Origin of the sequence: Clostridium sp. AF35-15 (assembly GCF_003477745.1) — a bacterium.
Lineage (GTDB): Bacteria > Bacillota > Clostridia > Lachnospirales > Lachnospiraceae > Otoolea > Otoolea fessa.
Genome location: NZ_QUDY01000008.1, coordinates 113,392 through 128,628, shown reverse-complemented (window position 1 = coordinate 128,628; position 15,237 = coordinate 113,392). Strand labels below are relative to the sequence as shown.

Below are 15,237 nucleotides of genomic sequence, written 5' to 3'. Positions count from 1 at the left end.
GCCGGAGTCAAACTTTCTGCCATGTAAGTGTTCTGTGTGGTTTTGCAGTTCTCCCGCAAAGTTACGGGACCCCCTGCTCACTTTAGTTAAAAATTCTATCATACTTTATGGCACAGCGCAAGAAAAATTCCCCCTTAATACGTGATCTTCCAGCGCCCAAACAATCCCTTCTTAAAATGGGAAAACCGCCGTGAAGCACTCTCATTTCCCATCTCGATCGCCTTCTGGTAGCACTGTGCCGCCCGCTCGAGATCTTCCGGGGATTCATTTTTCCGTTCGTAGATAAATCCAAGCTCATAGAGTGCATATCCGTCACATTCCGTCTGTGCCGCCCGCTCAAAAAGCTCCTTCGCCTTATTTTCATCGGCGGTGCAGCCTTCTCCCTTCATATAGAGATAGCCTAACTTGGATGCAGACTGCAGGCTTCCGGCTTCTTCGCACCGGTTCAGCCACTCAAATGCTTTTGCATAATCGCGGTCTACTCCCTCTTCGCCCTGGAAATACAGGCATCCAAGAATCTCCATGCACTCTGGATTTCCCTGCGAAGCGCCTTTTTCGTACCAGGAAACCGCCTGCTTCATATCAATCTCGCCGTTCAGACCATCCCGATAGATATTTCCAAGCGCCAGACTTGCCTGTCCGTCCGTCTCGATCCCAGCTGCCTCCCGCAAAAGTTTTTCTGCCCGGACGGTGTCCTGCTCGTCGGACGGGCGCAGATACAGGCGGGCTAACGGAAGCGCCGCCTCTTTGATGCCTGCCGCATATGCTTTTCCATACCAGTAAAACGCTTTTTCATCATCGCGCTCCACCAGTTCATCCTGATAGAACAGATTTCCAAGTTCTTCAAAGCTCTCCGCCTCGTTCCGCGCCGCGGCTCCTTCCAGCGCCTGGACGGCCGCCTGGATATCGCGCTCTGTGCCCTGTCCGTTTAAATACATCTGCCCCAGATACAGCATGGCGCGGGAAGACCCCTGCTTTGCCGCCGCATAGTCATATTGGAATGCAGCTTCCCAGTCTTCTTCCTGGCGGTAATGTTCCCCCATCTGGAAGAGTCCCCAGACCTCCCCGCTGGCGGCGCACTGATTCGCCCAGCGAAGTGCCTCTTTTTCATCTTTTTCCCGGTATGTACCATTCTGGCAGCATTTTCCCATCTTAACCATCGCCGGGATAATGCCGCCGTCCGCCGCCCGTTCGTACCAGAAGAGGCACTGCTCACGGGCGCTCTCAGTCTGCGGCATATAATCGGCCAGATCTTCCCACTCAACTGCCTCGCCCATCTGCCACGCGGCATAGACATCGCCCATCTCAGCGGCATCCCGCACCTGACGGTAACTTTCCTCGATGGAATAACGTGCCGACTGCTTCATCTGTTCGTCATACTGACCGGCGCGCAGCGCTCCTAACACTGCCCGGGCACTTCCCGCCGAAGCCCCCCGCAGGTAACATTCATACGCTTTTTTCTCATTGAACCCGACAGCCCCGTCCCCCCAGCTGTAACAGTGTCCTAAAAAGAACCATGCTTCTGCATCGCCCGCATATGCCGCCTCTTCCAGCCAGGTAACTCCCTGGGCGTACATCGCATCGTTACACTGTTTCCAGATCTGGTCTGCACCTTTCTCACATAAGCCTGTCATCAGGATTGTCATATATCATTCATCCGCCTTCCACACGAAATTGTATCAATTAAAACTTTCTGCCTCCACCGCCGTGCATCCTTCCGCTGCTGCCCTGATGTATGGTCGTCCTTCCAGCCGAACCGCCCGAAGCGCCCGGACCCGGATTTTTCGGAATCCGTCTGGTCACTACCGATCGGTTTACAAACTGCTCCTCATTTTGGACAAAATGCAGCGCACTGTCCGCCCGGTATGCCATATGGAAACCCAGCGACTGGCGGTGTTCTTTCTGCATCTTATACTGGCGCATCACCGAAAAGCACGGGAGTGCCGCCACGATCGCTGCCGCAACCGCCGCAAACAGCACCTCATACCATTCCAGGGAATGTTTTTTCTCCTCGCGCACCTGCGTATACTGTCCCGCCGGAACGCCCATCTCCAGATAATTTTCGATGCTGTCGATCGCCCCCAGCGCGCCTTCCGCATAGTTTCCATCCGCCACGCTGTCATATGCCGCATCCAGCACCTTCTCTACCCGCGCATCCGTCAGCACCTTCATCGCATACCCGGTGGTAGAAACGTATATCTCCCGGTTGTCCATATCGATCGAAAGCAGAATACCACTCGCATCGTCCCCGACGCCCAGTCCGTGGCTGTCGTAAAAATCATCGGCATAGCTTTCCGCCGATTCTCCCTGTGCGTCCTCGACTGTCAGTACCGCCAGATCGGCATCCTGTGAATCACGCACCTCATCGATCCGTGTCTCCAGCTCCTGCACTTCTTCCGCGCTGAACAGTCCCGCCTCGTCGAAGACGCGCGTGCCTTCCGCCGCCCATATAGGGCTGACCTGTGAAAATGAAATAAATGCTGCAACGGAGAAGCATATAAAATCTTTCAGCCGTCCATATTTCTTCTTTTTCTGTGTGACTCCCGCATTTTGATTCTCTATCATATCAGGTATCCTCCCAGCAGCAAAAGTACAAACACAGGAATGAAAATCGTCAAAAACAGGCGCACCAGTTTTTTCGAATCAACCGGCAGGACGCCGCAGACCTTTCCATTTTCCCCATTCATCGCAAAATAGTACATCTGCCCGTTCTTCGGATCCGGGTAGGTCATCATCCACACTGGAAGCATGGCATAGTTCCATTTTTCCCCCGTGATGGTCTCCCGGTGGTTCCGGATATCCACATGATCGTAGCCGGAGACGCTATTTTGCAGGGATTCTCTCGTATACTGCTTGATCTCCTGCTCAATCTCCTGTGCAAATTCTTCCTTTTCTCGGTCGCGCCGCTCCGCCCTAAATCCCAGAAAATAGCCTGCCTGAAACGGGCGCAGCTTCTTCATATCAAACGGAAGCACGGTCTCGGCAAGGCTGCGGTCCGCCTGCTTTAACGCGTTGCGCGCCACATCCTTGATGGGAAGCTCCGCCTTTTTCTCCAGATGGTAACGGCTCGTCTCGATATACTCGATCTCCCCCGACACCGTCACGCGTTTCCGCAGCGCCTCCGCCTGCATCTCACCGGATACCTGGCAGCTATACATCCAATATGGATAATAAATTCCCTCCAGATACTCCATCTGACGCGGCGAGTAGAAATCATCCGGCACATACTTTTTCTTCTGAATCCAGTTTTTAAAGATTTCTTTTGCCTTTTTCTTGTCGATCTCAAACGGAATCAGACCGTCCGGGCGGTATTTACCGTCCAGACTTCCCGAAAGAACCACCGGATTGTGGCAGTAACAGCAGTACGTGGACGCCGTCGTCTCCTGTGCCACGATCTCCGCGCCGCAGCTCGGGCAGGTATAGAGAACCATCTTAGACTCCGCCTGCTTCTGGCTCTCTATCTTTTCCGCTTCCGGCATTCCCCCCGGCTTCGAAGCCTCCTCTGACTTTCTGACTGCCTCTTCCATCTCTTTCAACGTCTCTTCCGTAAACGCTGAGAGGCAGTATTCACATTTAAATTTCTGCGTCTTCGGATCAAACACCAGTCCGCCGCCGCAGTTTGGACACTTATATGATTGTATCTCCATACGCCCTATGACCTCGGTTTTCCGCATTCGGAACAAAACTTACCTGTATTGACCGTTCCGCAGCTGCAGGTCCACGGACCGGCTGGTCTTGGCTTGCCGCACTCGGAGCAGAACTTTCCGTGGTTGACATTGCCGCACTCACAAGTCCAGGATTCTGCCGGAGCTGCCGCACTGCCCTGAGGCGGTGCGTTCTGTCCTGCCGGTTGTGCATAAGCGCCCTGTGGTGCCGCATCCACCTGTCCCGGCTGCTGTGCATAACCACCCTGCGGCGCTCCATTCGCCTGCCCCGGCGCATAGCCGCCCTGCGGTGCCGCATATCCCTGCCGCGCCGCCTGCTGCATCTGCATCTGCTGCAGGTTGGACGCCGATGCGGCGCCCATAAATCCGCCGCCGAAGTTCATGCCGGCGCCCATTCCCATGAAGCCTGCCATCGCACCGCTTCCGTTGGAACCGGCTGCCTCAAAGCCGCGTGCCATCGCGCCCTGCACATACCCCTCGCGCACCGACGGGTCGCCGAGCATCGCGCCCTGATTCCGCATATTGATGAGTTTCTGCGATTCTTCATCATAGGAAATGCTGGCGATACCGACTGACTGGATCTCCATGCCACGCAGACGGTTCCACTCTTCATCCAGCGTCTCCGCCATATAGCGTCCCAGTTCCCTGCCTTTGGAGGCTACAAAGGAAATCCGCACGCCATCCGCCGACATCTGGTTGATCGAGGTCTGCAGCGCTTCCAGAAACTCCGCTAAATACTGCTCATTGATGGAATCAATCTCCACCTGATCCTGATTTTTCGGAATAGCCTCCGCATAAAATTTCAGTGGATCCGTAATCTTGATGGAGTAAGTTCCATGTGCGCGCAGAAACAGCTCGGAATTATAGAATAAATCAAAATAGTTGATCGGCGTCCGTGTGCCGAACTTGATTCCCTTGATCTCCTGGAGATTAATATAGTAGACCTTCTGTGCATACGGCGTCTGTCCGCCATAACGCACACGGTTGAAGGATTCTTTCAGTGCATCGCCGAACTGTCCGTTAAACAGAGACGGCAGGGATGAATTCTGCACTGTATAATAACCCTCTTCCGCTGTATAATCAACGACCTTACCGCCGTCCACCAACATCATAAACTGATTCGGGTACACATGGATCACAGAACCATTGGACACCGTTTCCGGTGTTCTCTTCCGGTTCTCCCCGCGGCGTGTCTGCACACCCGCTGAAAATACGGTCTGTTCCCCCATATTTTCCGGTTCAATCACTTCCAGCCACTGATCTGCCAGCCCGCCGCCGACCGCGTGTGCCGCTGCTCTGATAATTCCCATACTCACTGCCTCCTTCTCCAAATTCATAGTTTCTCTGTTTTTCTGCTTTTTCTATCTATCGGTTATCATTCCCTTTATTTTTCCCATGCCGATTCCATTTTCCCGGCGTGATCGCCCATACTGCTGCCGCGATCAGCACCATCGCCAGCATACACTGCAAAATCAGGCTGCACGCCGTCCAGTGTGCTGTGATCGCATTGTCTGGAAATACGCCAAACAGTGGCTCGAACCATTTTCTCATGTCGCCGCTTCCCGCCTGTCCGTTAATTACATTATAAAACGAGACAGCCGGATTGAAAAGAAAGAGATAGCGTAAAATGCCGGAACTTGCCATTTCCGATGCATTGAGATTAGATACATACGAATCTGCCGCCCGGAGCGCCATCCGGTATGCAAACAGATTGACCGCCATCGTTCCCGCCGTCAGCGCCACCACCGTCACATAGGAGCAGACGGTCGATACCGTCGAGCGGCGCAGCACCGATGAATAAAAGATCCCGATACTGCCCGTTAAAATTGCCACAACGCCGTGGCACAGGAACAGCATCCCGATGTCCTGCAGCGTAACGCCCCCGTAGACAAATACAAGCGCCTGTACCGGAAGCGCCGAGACCGCCAGCACCAGCATCGTCACCAGCGAGGACGCCAGTTTTCCAAGCACCATGTCACGCGGCTCCATCGTGGTCGTCAGCATCAGTTCCAGCGTCTGGCGTTCCCGCTCGCCGCTGATACTGCTGGCAGTCAGCGCCGGCATGATGAAAAGCAGCATGATAAATTCGATCGAGGAGACGAACGTGTAGAGATCCAGAAACTGCGAATACTGGATCTCCGCCGTCGTCCTGACCTGTTCCGCCACCGAATACATATTAAACAGCGCCACCGCCGCCAGAATACTGTTAAAAACAAACAGAATCGCCATCATGCGGATGCTGCGGCTTCCGACTGTCATTTCCCTCCTAAATACCGGATTCCATCTCATGTTTCAGCACCGCCCTCTCTTCTTCATGTCCTGTGATCTGCATAAACAGTGATTCCAGGCTTCCCTTCTCGCGCATAAAGCTGCTGACCATCACATCCGCATCGATAAGCTGCTGCAAAAGCAGCGCCTCATCCTGCCGATCCCCCAAAAAGCCCAGCTTGATCTCATCCCCCTGCACCGCGATCGTCTGCACGCAAGGATGGCTTTTCAGGATCGCAAGCGCCTTTTCTTTCTGGCTGAAAATCGAAATCAGAAGCGGATTGGACGAGTTGATCCGCGCAAAAATCTGATCCATGCTGCCCTGCAGGACCGTTCTTCCCTGCTCAATGATGCCGATCGAGGTACAAAGCTCTGACAATTCCGATAAAATATGGGAGCTGACGAGCAGCGTTTTTCCCTGATCGCGCAGTTCTTTCAGAATCGCCGTATACTCCACCCGGGTGCGCGGATCCAGCCCGGAAGCCGGTTCATCCAGGATCAGAAGATCCGGATCGTGGATGAGCGCCCGCGCCAGACAGAGGCGCTGCTTCATACCTCTCGAAAGCCCGTCCACGAAAAAGTCCTCTTTATCTTCCAGCCGCACCTGTTCCAGAAGCGTATGGCAGCGCGTCCGCGCCTGCAGCCCCGTAATTCCGTAGCAGGATGCAAAAAATTCCATATATTCCGATACTTTCAGGTTATCATATACTCCGAAGAAATCCGGCACATAGCCGATCCGCCGCCGGAGTTCTTTTCCGTCTGAGTAAACATCCAGTCCGCCGATCTCCACCTCGCCCTCATCGGGAACGAGAAGTCCCGCAAGAATCTTGAGCGTCGTCGTCTTGCCTGCCCCATTGGGACCCACGAATCCAAAGAGTTCCCCGTCCGCGACCTCCAGATTCAGCCCATCCAGCGCTTGAAAATTGCCATATCGTTTTCTGAGGTTTTTAATCGTCAGCATCACTCTCTCCTCCCTACGACATAGATTCTTGGAAGCTGGCTTTCCCAGCCATACTCTCCCGTCTGTTCCGGCACATATTTGACGGTCAATGTGTTCGACGGAGACAGGTACGGCGAAAGCTCCTTTGCCGAATACTCTGATTTCAGCTCAATCCGGTCATTGCGCCCGGTCTCATAGTTATAGAAATACATGCTTCCGGAGAAGGATGACATATACGGATAGAGCGGATTTTCCGAAAATCGCGGTGACAGAGTTTCAAACGTAAGCTTTTCAATGACAAGGTCACTTCCCAGCGAATATTCGACCGTCGCAGCCTCCGCTGTTTCCCCGCTATACATTGTGTTGTACGCCGCCTCATAATTTCCGGCGAGCACCGTTGGATCTTCCTCAAGCGCCGAACGGTAAAGTTTTCCGTCTTTTTCACGGTTCAGCGGGATTGACTCGGTCACCATGCAAAATCCTTCCCGAAGTGTCCTCGTATCCGCCAGAAAATCTTCCTCTCCCTGGAGCTTCCGGGTTGAAAATGCCACCAGGCACGCCTCGGACGGATTACGCCCCGCGCCGGAATCCAGATAAAAGCTCAAAAGTCTCGTCCGCTCCTGCGCCTTTAAATAGTCCGGATCCTCAATCTCCGCTTTCTCATATTGATCCGCCCCGGTCACCATCTGTGCTGCCGCATACGAATAGCTGACCGGATAATCGCAGCTCTCCTTTCCATCCAGAGAAACCGTCTGCCCAGGCTCTAATCTTCCCAGCAGCACCGCTTTCCCATTGATGAGCAGAGCCGCATTCTCCAGCGGTTCCTCAAAACAGTTTTTTACCGTTCCCGACACCACGCCGTCAAAATAGGAAATATTTCCCTGAACGCCCATCGCGTCCGTTTTCTCCAGCTCACGACGCAGGGTAAACAGATTCGGTGAAAATGCGACCGTATCCCGCATTTTAATTTCGACCCGTTCCGGCTGATAAACAAAGTTCGTATGATACTCTTCCTCACCGGTAAAGCGCACCGCCGAAACCGCATCGTAATAGTAACTGCGCGTCATCGGGCGCACCTCATAGCCCGGCTTTAAGCTCACCGAATACGGCTTGTTATAAGGGCTTCGGATGTTCATATAAGTGGCTTCTTCCGCCTCTTCTCCCGAGGTATCCAGAATCGACGCATACGTCACAAACGGCTCCCGGAAGCGTGTCTTTACGCCCAGCGCATAAATAATGCCGGTAAACAAAAACGCCCCCAGTGTCACCGCCGGCAGATAATACCGGTAAATTCCTCGCTTTTTTAAGTAGAAATAGATGCCCGGACCGATCAAAAGCAGATAGACCACCACGATCACCGTATATGCCGCAACCTTCGGAAGCCGCCCCGCATTGCCGGTGTTGACCAGCCCCTGTACGCTGAAATACGAGCCCGAATAACCGTAGTAATCCTCCTGTGCCAGCTCGTCCACGGTATCACTTCCCAGCACCAGCGTATACAGCTTTTCAAATGAGGATGGATTGGTCAGACACAAATCGCTGATCGCATCCATCGAAAAGGCAGCTGCCACGATCCGCCCCTGTTTGCAGTTCGTATGGGATAACAGCGGGAACACTTCCCCCGCCAGCAGAGTGCTGCCGTTCTTCAGGTTCACATCGACGCATTCTGCCTGGATCTCCCCCGTCTGCTCGCCCGGTGCCGTCTCCCCGCCCAGACTGACCGGAACGGTTACCGCATCCAGATACGGCGGCTCCAGCACCTTCTCTGCAAACCTGCCATAATTTCTCGCACAATCCACACCGCCGCCAAAGAGGATCGTACCGCCGTCTTCCACCCAGCGCCGCAGCGCCTCATACTGGACATCGCTGAGCGAATCCAGGTCAAATCCAGACACAATTACCAGATCCAGCGGATCGTAACCCAGCCGGTCATCCGGTGCCTGCTCGGCATCCAGAAAAACCGCCCGCGTCCGAAGCGTCCCATATCGGATGCCCGCGCCGTCTAAATAAGAAAGTGCCTCCGGCGTATCCGTCAAAATTCCGATATAACTCTCCGCAACGTCCTCCTCAGAACCAAGTTTCAGACGTTTCCGGATGACCGTTTTCCCGTTTACATCCTGTACCGATACAAACATCTGATCCGCCCGCACACCCAGCGGGATATAATATTCTTGTTCAAACTTCTCCCCCGCTGCCAACGATAACGGATAGGAATACTGGTACGCCTCCAGACTGGACTGCGCGGTCAGGAATTCCAGCGTTCCCTCAAACGGCGCTGTATCATTATTCAGAAGGACCGTTACCCGAAGGTAACGGTCACTCTTTGCCGTATTGTCAAATCCATAGGAAACATCCATCGACAGCGGCGCATCTGCTTCCTTCTGTGAGGCATATGCGTACCCTGCAGGAAGGCAGAATAGTGCCATCCATCCGATCAATATCGCAAAAAAGAACTGTATTCCCCTCTTTTTCTGCATTCTTTCTCTCCCTATCTGTAACTGTTCACGCATACGTGCCCAGTAACGGAATTTGCCGTGGCTTCGCATTTAAATACGGCAAATTCCTGCTGCCACCATGTTTTCTTACGGCACTTTCGGTTCCAAAAGTGCCTACCTGTGAACAGTAACCAAAAATCCATTAAAATGTCTATCAGATTCTTTCCCACACTCGCCTTTACGGCATCTGGAAATTTTCCCTGTTGATGTCAAAATTCGTCCGCAGGCGCACCGTAAACACCGTTCCATTCAGATCGCTCGTTACCTGAATCGTGCCACCGTGCATATCGACGATATTTTTGGCGATCGCCAGACCTAACCCTGTGCCGCCCGTGTTGGTCGATCGCGACTGTTCCACGCGGTAGAATTTATTAAATAAAAGAGGCAGCTCGTCCGCCGGAATCACGTAACCGTAGTTCGTCACCGAGACGGTCACGACCTCTTCCTCCGCGTGAATCTGCACCAGCACCCGTTTTCCGTCCGCACCGTACTTGATCGCGTTATTGATCAGGTTGTCAAAGAGGCGCGCCAGAAGATTTCCGTCTGCCGTGATAACCTTGCCCGGGACATTGCTCTGCAGCTCGTAGGAGAGGTTTTTGTCCTTGAAGCTCGGATAAAATTCCTCCAACAGCTGGCTGAGCAGTTTGACGATGTCCACCTTCGACACGTGCATTGCCACTTTTCCATAATTCATTTTGGTAAAACCAAACAAATCTTCGATCAGTTTTTCCAGACGTTTCGATTTTGCATAGGCAATATCAATATATTTTTTCTGCATTTCTGCAGGAATCTCCACCTTGCCGGACAGAAGTTCAAGATAGCCGATGATCGAGGTCAGCGGTGTCCGCAGATCGTGTGCCACATTGGTAATCAGCTCATTCTTCGTGCGCTCCGCCTCGCGCTCCTTGTCCATCAGATTCCGGATATCCCCGACCATCTTATTTAAATTGACCGCCATCGCCGTAAACTCGTCGTCGCCCCGCACCTCGATCGTCGTATTCAAATCGCCCTCGGAAATATTCTGAATCGCGGACGAGATCCGGCTGATATAGCGCATGGACCGCTCCTGGAGGGCAAAAAAAGTGACTGAGAAGATCGCGATGCCCGACAGAAGATAGACAAATGCCATCAGTGTCTCTGTCTCCGTCAGGCGCAGGAAAAAAGAATCCCGGTACCGCGTCTCCCGCAGATAGCTGCTGATCATCGAAACATTGGCAATCAGAAACACCTCCACCAGGCATGCCACCACGGTGCTGTAAACGATGTTCATGACCATCCGTGTCCGGAATCGGCGACTCATATCTTTTTTATTTTTCAATTTTGTATCCTACCCCCCAGACCGTTGTAATGATCTTGTTCTGTCGGGTGTCCTCCTTCATCTTGCCGCGAAGCCGTCTGATATGTACCATAACCGTGTTATTTGCCTCGTAGACTTTCTCATTCCACACCTTCTCAAAGATTTCATCGGTGCTGAAGACCCGCCCCGGATTGGATGCCAGCAGATACAGGATATCAAATTCGATCGGCGTCAGCTTGATCTCCTCGCCGTACACCGTCACTTTATGATTATCTTTGTTGATCGTGAGCCCCTTGATCGAGATCTCATTTTTAACCTGGTTTCCTGCACCGCTCTGCGGATTTAACTGCGTATAGCGGCGAAGCTGTGATTTGACGCGCGCCGTCAGCTCCAGCGGGTTAAATGGTTTCGTCACGTAATCATCCGCGCCGGTTCCCAGTCCCAGAATCTTATCCAGATCCGCTGAGCGCGCGCTCAGCATGATGATCGGGATATTGTTCGTCTCCCGGATCTTGCGGCACATCTCCAGACCATCCATTCCCGGCATCATGATATCGAGAAGCACCAGATGAATCGTCTCCTTCTCCAGAATCTCCAATCCCTCTAACGCATTGGATGCCTTATATACTTTATAACCATCACTGACCAGATAAATCTCCACCAGATCGGCAATCTCTTTCTCATCATCCACCACCAGAACGTGTATTTCAGACATAAAAAAACCTCCCTCATATGTAATGCAGGTTCCCGGTATCTCTATGCGAAATACCAGACGAATATACCTGTTTCCAGTTTACCATATGGGGAGGATTTATGCTTTAAAAATTTATTACATTTTTGGAGAATTTTGCTTATCTGCGAACTGCAATTTCTTTATTGTTCCAGCGGAATAAACACCCTCATCGCCGCCGGGTCCTGCTTTTTTCCAGCTTCCTTCGCCGCCTGCACTGCCTCCGCACAGAAGGTATCCTGCGCGCAGACCGGCTCTTTGCCGCGGCGGTTGCGTTTAGCGTAGGTTCCGTCCGGTCTCAGGTACTGCGCCTTGACATTGTCGGCAAGCTGTACCTCTAAGATGTGACAGATGCGTGCTTTCAGCTTCTCATCCTCAACCGGGAAGAGAATCTCCACACGACGGTCGAGGTTTCGCGGCATCCAGTCGGCACTTCCCATGAAAATCTGCGGTTCACCGTCGTTCTCGAAGTAGAAAATACGGCTGTGCTCAAGGAAATTTCCAACGATCGAGCAGACCGTTATATTCTCGCTTAATCCCGGAATCCCGGCGCGCAGACAGCAGATGCCACGGACGATGAGTTGTATTTTTACCCCCGCATTGGACGCCTCGTAAAGACTCGCAATGATCTCACGGTCGCACAGGGAGTTCATCTTTGCCACGATCCGCGCCGGAATACCTTCGCGGGCGTTGCGCGTTTCCCGCTGGATCAGGCGCAGAAAACGTCCGCGCAGCCACAGCGGCGCCAGCGACAGCTTGTTCCAGCCAAGCGGCTCCGAATAACCCGACAGCATGTTAAAGACTGCAGTCGCATCCTCACCGATCAGCGGATCACAGGTTAAAAGACCGCAGTCGGTGTAGAGTTTTGCCGTCGAATCGTTGTAATTTCCAGTTCCCAGATGGACGTAGCGGCGGATGCCCTCTTCCTCGCGGCGCACCACCAGCGTGATCTTACTGTGTGTTTTCAGCCCCAGCAGACCGTAGATAACGTGGCAGCCGGCTTTTTCCAGCATCTTCGCCCAGAGAATATTGTTTTCCTCGTCAAAACGGGCTTTCAGCTCAACCAGAACCGACACCTGTTTTCCATTGTCCGCCGCTTCGGCGAGCGCCGCGATAATCGGGGAGTTGCCGCTGACACGATAGAGGGTCTGCTTGATCGCCAGCACCTCCGGGTCGCGGGCAGCTTTCTTGATAAAATTGACGACCGGCTCAAAGGTCTCAAACGGGTGGGTCAGCAATATATCGCCTTTGCGGATATTGGCAAAAATATCATCCTCATTCATCAGCGCCGGAACCGGCTGCGGCGTGTACGGCGGTGTCTTAAATTCATCAAAGCCCGGCAGACCGAACACCTTCATGAGGACGGTCAGATCAAGCGGTCCGTCAATCTCATAGATCGCGTGCCCGCCAACGTGCAGCTCCTGTTTGAGGATGTCTAAGAGGCGCTTGTCCGCCTTTTTCTCGATATCCAGGCGGATGACCTCGCCCCACTGGCGTTTCTTGAGCTTCTGCTCGATCTCCTTGAGCAAATCCTCCGCCTCATCCTCGTCGATGCTCAGATCGGCATTTCGCATGACACGGAACGGATGGCAGCTGATAATATCATAATTTAAGAACAATTTGTCGATGTTCCGCTCGATGACTTCTTCCAGATAAATGATAGATTTGCCCTCCTGGCACGGCAGCTCCACCACGCGTGGAAGCCCGCCCGGCACGCAGACCATCGCAAATTCCAGCTCACCGTCTCCTTTTTTCTTGCGGACCAGCGCGGCGATATTTAACGATTTATTGTGAATAAGCGGGAACGGGCGGGAGGAATCAACCGCCATCGGCGTGAGGACCGGGTAGACCGATTCCTCAAAATACCGATCAACGTACACCGCTTCTTCCTTCGTCAGCTTCTCATGCTCAGTGACCACACGCAGACCGTGCTGTTTTAAGAGCGGCAGAAGCATCCGGTTATAGATCCGGTACTGATTCTCGACCAGCTCATGCGTTTTTCCATCGATCGCATCCAGCTGTTCCTGTGCCGTCATACCCGCAATATCCCGCTTCGTATAATTGGCGTGAACCATGTCCTTGAGGGATGCCACGCGGACCATGAAAAACTCATCCAGGTTCGACGCCGTGATACTTAAAAATTTCAGACGTTCAAACAGCGGGGTCGTCTTGTCACGCGCCTCACCCAGAATCCGGTAGTTAAATTCCAGCCAGCTCAGTTCACGGTTTACATAATTTTCAGGTTCTCCGTATTTCAACACTGCATCCGACATCCTTATACCCCTCTTTTCTGCCTGAGTACAGGCCGTATTCCAAAGACTTCCTCAAAGAAATCTGCCTTCTGGTCAAATGAATACTGCTCCAGCACGATACTCTCCGGACAGTCCGTCGTAATCACCAGACTGCCGTTCCGCACAGCGATGCGGCTGTCGCTCAGCTTCTGGCGGTGGCTGCGGTCCATCGAATTGGCCAGACGCAAAATTGCCGTCAGCTTCGCAATCAGGATCGTCAGCTCTCTCCGGGAGGTTCCAAGCCCCGCATACTGGGACAGATCCGACTCCAGGATGACCTCATCGTAGGCATATTCCTGAATGTTGTAGCGCACAATATTGGCTACAACCTCGCGCTCCAGATGGGAAATTCCGATAATCTCCGTATCCATGATGATCTGGTACGAGCTTTCCGAACCGCGCGTGATGCTGACAAACTTGCCGCAGTCATGCAGGGTCGCTGCGATCTTTAAAAGCAGCCGTTCCCGCGCTCCCAGACCATGGTATTTTTTCGTTGCATCAAAAATCATCTCCGCCGACCGCTCTACCTCGCGCACATGTGCGCCGTGGCAGCGGTAGCGCTTCGCCATCTGGCGCGCCGTTGAGAGGATATCTGCCTCAAAATCATGATGGAAGCGGACCAGACGGTTTTCCTGTGCATACTCTGCCGCGATACCATCGCAGAGTGTCGTCCCCGGTGCCCAGATATAGGAAGCACCCGTCATGTCTAATACCTTCCGGTAGAGAATCGCACTTGGAATCAGCACTTCTGCGTAATCCTGCGGCAGCTCATAGCGCTCCTGAATCTCCTCCGAGGACATCCCAATCAGCTTCTCGCAGAACACGCCAAATTCCTTTGCCGTGAACCGCGCCCCGCCTTTTTCATGCATGCCGCGGCTGATCATATAGTTCATTGTCTCGCCGGTTGCAATCAGTGTCTCGATCTGATGCTCTTTTAAAAATATCTTCCGAAATGTGTATAATTCATTTTCTACCAGCTCATCGATGATCGCCGGGATCTTCCGGTAATCGACGCGCCAGTGTGCTGACATTTCACTTAAGCGCAGCACGCCGAGCAGAAGGTTCTGCGTTGATACCAGTACCTCCTCATCAAAGAGGGAGATCTGGGTGCTTCCGAATCCGACATCCATCAGCGCCGCACCGTTTTTCACGGTGTGCTGGAATTCTTCCTCCCTGGCTGCAACGGCTTTATAACTCTTAAAACGAAGCTCCGAGTTGTTCATCGTGCGGACCCGGAGTCCGGTACGCACCAGAATCCGGTCCAGTACCATCTGGCTGTTCCGCGCCTCCCGAAGCGCGCTGCTCGCAAATGCCCGGTAATCCGATACCCGGTATGTTTTCATCACTTCCCGGAACTTATTCAGGACCTCGCACATTTCCTCCACGATCTCGTGGCTCAAACGTCCGTCATTGTACGTGTCTTTGCCAAGCGCCAGCGCATGGCGCACATGATCGATCTCGCGGATTCCGGCGGAAGCAGAAATCTCGAAAATTCCCAGCTCCAGTTCGAAGGAACCCACATCAATAGCGGCAAAGGTTTTAACGGTCATA

Annotated in this window: 11 protein-coding genes; all 11 read right to left on the bottom strand. The window is 53.0% G+C overall.

Annotation, left to right across the window (positions count from 1 at the left end; genetic code table 11):
* Nucleotides 1-134: 134 nt before the first annotated feature.
* Nucleotides 135-1,646, bottom strand: coding sequence for an SEL1-like repeat protein (locus DWZ76_RS10645; RefSeq protein WP_022360287.1), 1,512 nt, complete (start codon nt 1,644-1,646; stop codon nt 135-137).
* Between the two features lie 37 nt (nt 1,647-1,683).
* Complete coding sequence (locus tag DWZ76_RS10640) at nt 1,684-2,565, bottom strand: TPM domain-containing protein (protein WP_118472618.1); 882 nt, start codon at nt 2,563-2,565, stop codon at nt 1,684-1,686.
* On the bottom strand, nt 2,562-3,647 hold the full coding sequence (locus tag DWZ76_RS10635; RefSeq protein ID WP_118472617.1) for a TFIIB-type zinc ribbon-containing protein: 1,086 nt from the start codon (nt 3,645-3,647) through the stop codon (nt 2,562-2,564). Before DWZ76_RS10635 ends, DWZ76_RS10640 begins: the two co-directional genes overlap by 4 nt.
* Before the next feature lie 5 nt (nt 3,648-3,652).
* A complete protein-coding gene (locus DWZ76_RS10630; RefSeq protein WP_118472616.1) occupies nt 3,653-4,975 on the bottom strand; it encodes an SPFH domain-containing protein in 1,323 nt (440 codons plus the stop codon).
* Between the two features lie 55 nt (nt 4,976-5,030).
* Nucleotides 5,031-5,924 carry an ABC transporter permease subunit gene (locus DWZ76_RS10625; protein WP_243017812.1) on the bottom strand — a complete coding sequence of 298 codons (894 nt, stop codon included), beginning with the start codon at nt 5,922-5,924 and terminating at the stop codon, nt 5,031-5,033.
* A gap of 7 nt (nt 5,925-5,931) precedes the next feature.
* Complete coding sequence (locus tag DWZ76_RS10620) at nt 5,932-6,894, bottom strand: ABC transporter ATP-binding protein (protein WP_107001433.1); 963 nt, start codon at nt 6,892-6,894, stop codon at nt 5,932-5,934.
* Nucleotides 6,894-9,350, bottom strand: coding sequence for a hypothetical protein (locus DWZ76_RS10615; RefSeq protein WP_118472614.1), 2,457 nt, complete (start codon nt 9,348-9,350; stop codon nt 6,894-6,896). Before DWZ76_RS10615 ends, DWZ76_RS10620 begins: the two co-directional genes overlap by 1 nt.
* A gap of 196 nt (nt 9,351-9,546) precedes the next feature.
* Nucleotides 9,547-10,686, bottom strand: a complete 1,140-nt coding sequence (locus DWZ76_RS10610) for a HAMP domain-containing sensor histidine kinase (protein ID WP_333490916.1) — start codon at nt 10,684-10,686, stop codon at nt 9,547-9,549.
* On the bottom strand, nt 10,676-11,380 hold the full coding sequence (locus DWZ76_RS10605; protein ID WP_022360295.1) for a response regulator transcription factor: 705 nt from the start codon (nt 11,378-11,380) through the stop codon (nt 10,676-10,678). The genes DWZ76_RS10610 and DWZ76_RS10605 overlap by 11 nt, the downstream gene beginning before the upstream one ends.
* Nucleotides 11,381-11,538: 158 nt before the next feature.
* A complete protein-coding gene (locus DWZ76_RS10600; RefSeq protein ID WP_118472613.1) occupies nt 11,539-13,668 on the bottom strand; it encodes an RNA degradosome polyphosphate kinase in 2,130 nt (709 codons plus the stop codon).
* A 2-nt stretch (nt 13,669-13,670) separates the two neighbouring features.
* A complete protein-coding gene (locus DWZ76_RS10595) occupies nt 13,671-15,236 on the bottom strand; it encodes an HD domain-containing protein (protein ID WP_107001430.1) in 1,566 nt (521 codons plus the stop codon).
* Between the last annotated feature and the right edge of the window lies 1 nt (nt 15,237).

What these genes read in the sequence shown, in the direction of transcription:
- DWZ76_RS10600 (WP_118472613.1), bottom strand. Translation starts at nt 13,668, where the DNA reads ATGTCGGATGCAGTGTTGAAATACGGAGAACCTGAAAATTATGTAAAC.
- DWZ76_RS10630 (WP_118472616.1), bottom strand. Translation starts at nt 4,975, where the DNA reads ATGGGAATTATCAGAGCAGCGGCACACGCGGTCGGCGGCGGGCTGGCA.
- DWZ76_RS10640 (WP_118472618.1), bottom strand. Translation starts at nt 2,565, where the DNA reads ATGATAGAGAATCAAAATGCGGGAGTCACACAGAAAAAGAAGAAATAT.
- DWZ76_RS10635 (WP_118472617.1), bottom strand. Translation starts at nt 3,647, where the DNA reads ATGGAGATACAATCATATAAGTGTCCAAACTGCGGCGGCGGACTGGTG.
- DWZ76_RS10645 (WP_022360287.1), bottom strand. Translation starts at nt 1,646, where the DNA reads ATGACAATCCTGATGACAGGCTTATGTGAGAAAGGTGCAGACCAGATC.
- DWZ76_RS10615 (WP_118472614.1), bottom strand. Translation starts at nt 9,350, where the DNA reads ATGCAGAAAAAGAGGGGAATACAGTTCTTTTTTGCGATATTGATCGGA.
- DWZ76_RS10605 (WP_022360295.1), bottom strand. Translation starts at nt 11,380, where the DNA reads ATGTCTGAAATACACGTTCTGGTGGTGGATGATGAGAAAGAGATTGCC.
- DWZ76_RS10620 (WP_107001433.1), bottom strand. Translation starts at nt 6,894, where the DNA reads ATGCTGACGATTAAAAACCTCAGAAAACGATATGGCAATTTTCAAGCG.
- DWZ76_RS10625 (WP_243017812.1), bottom strand. Translation starts at nt 5,924, where the DNA reads ATGACAGTCGGAAGCCGCAGCATCCGCATGATGGCGATTCTGTTTGTT.
- DWZ76_RS10595 (WP_107001430.1), bottom strand. Translation starts at nt 15,236, where the DNA reads ATGACCGTTAAAACCTTTGCCGCTATTGATGTGGGTTCCTTCGAACTG.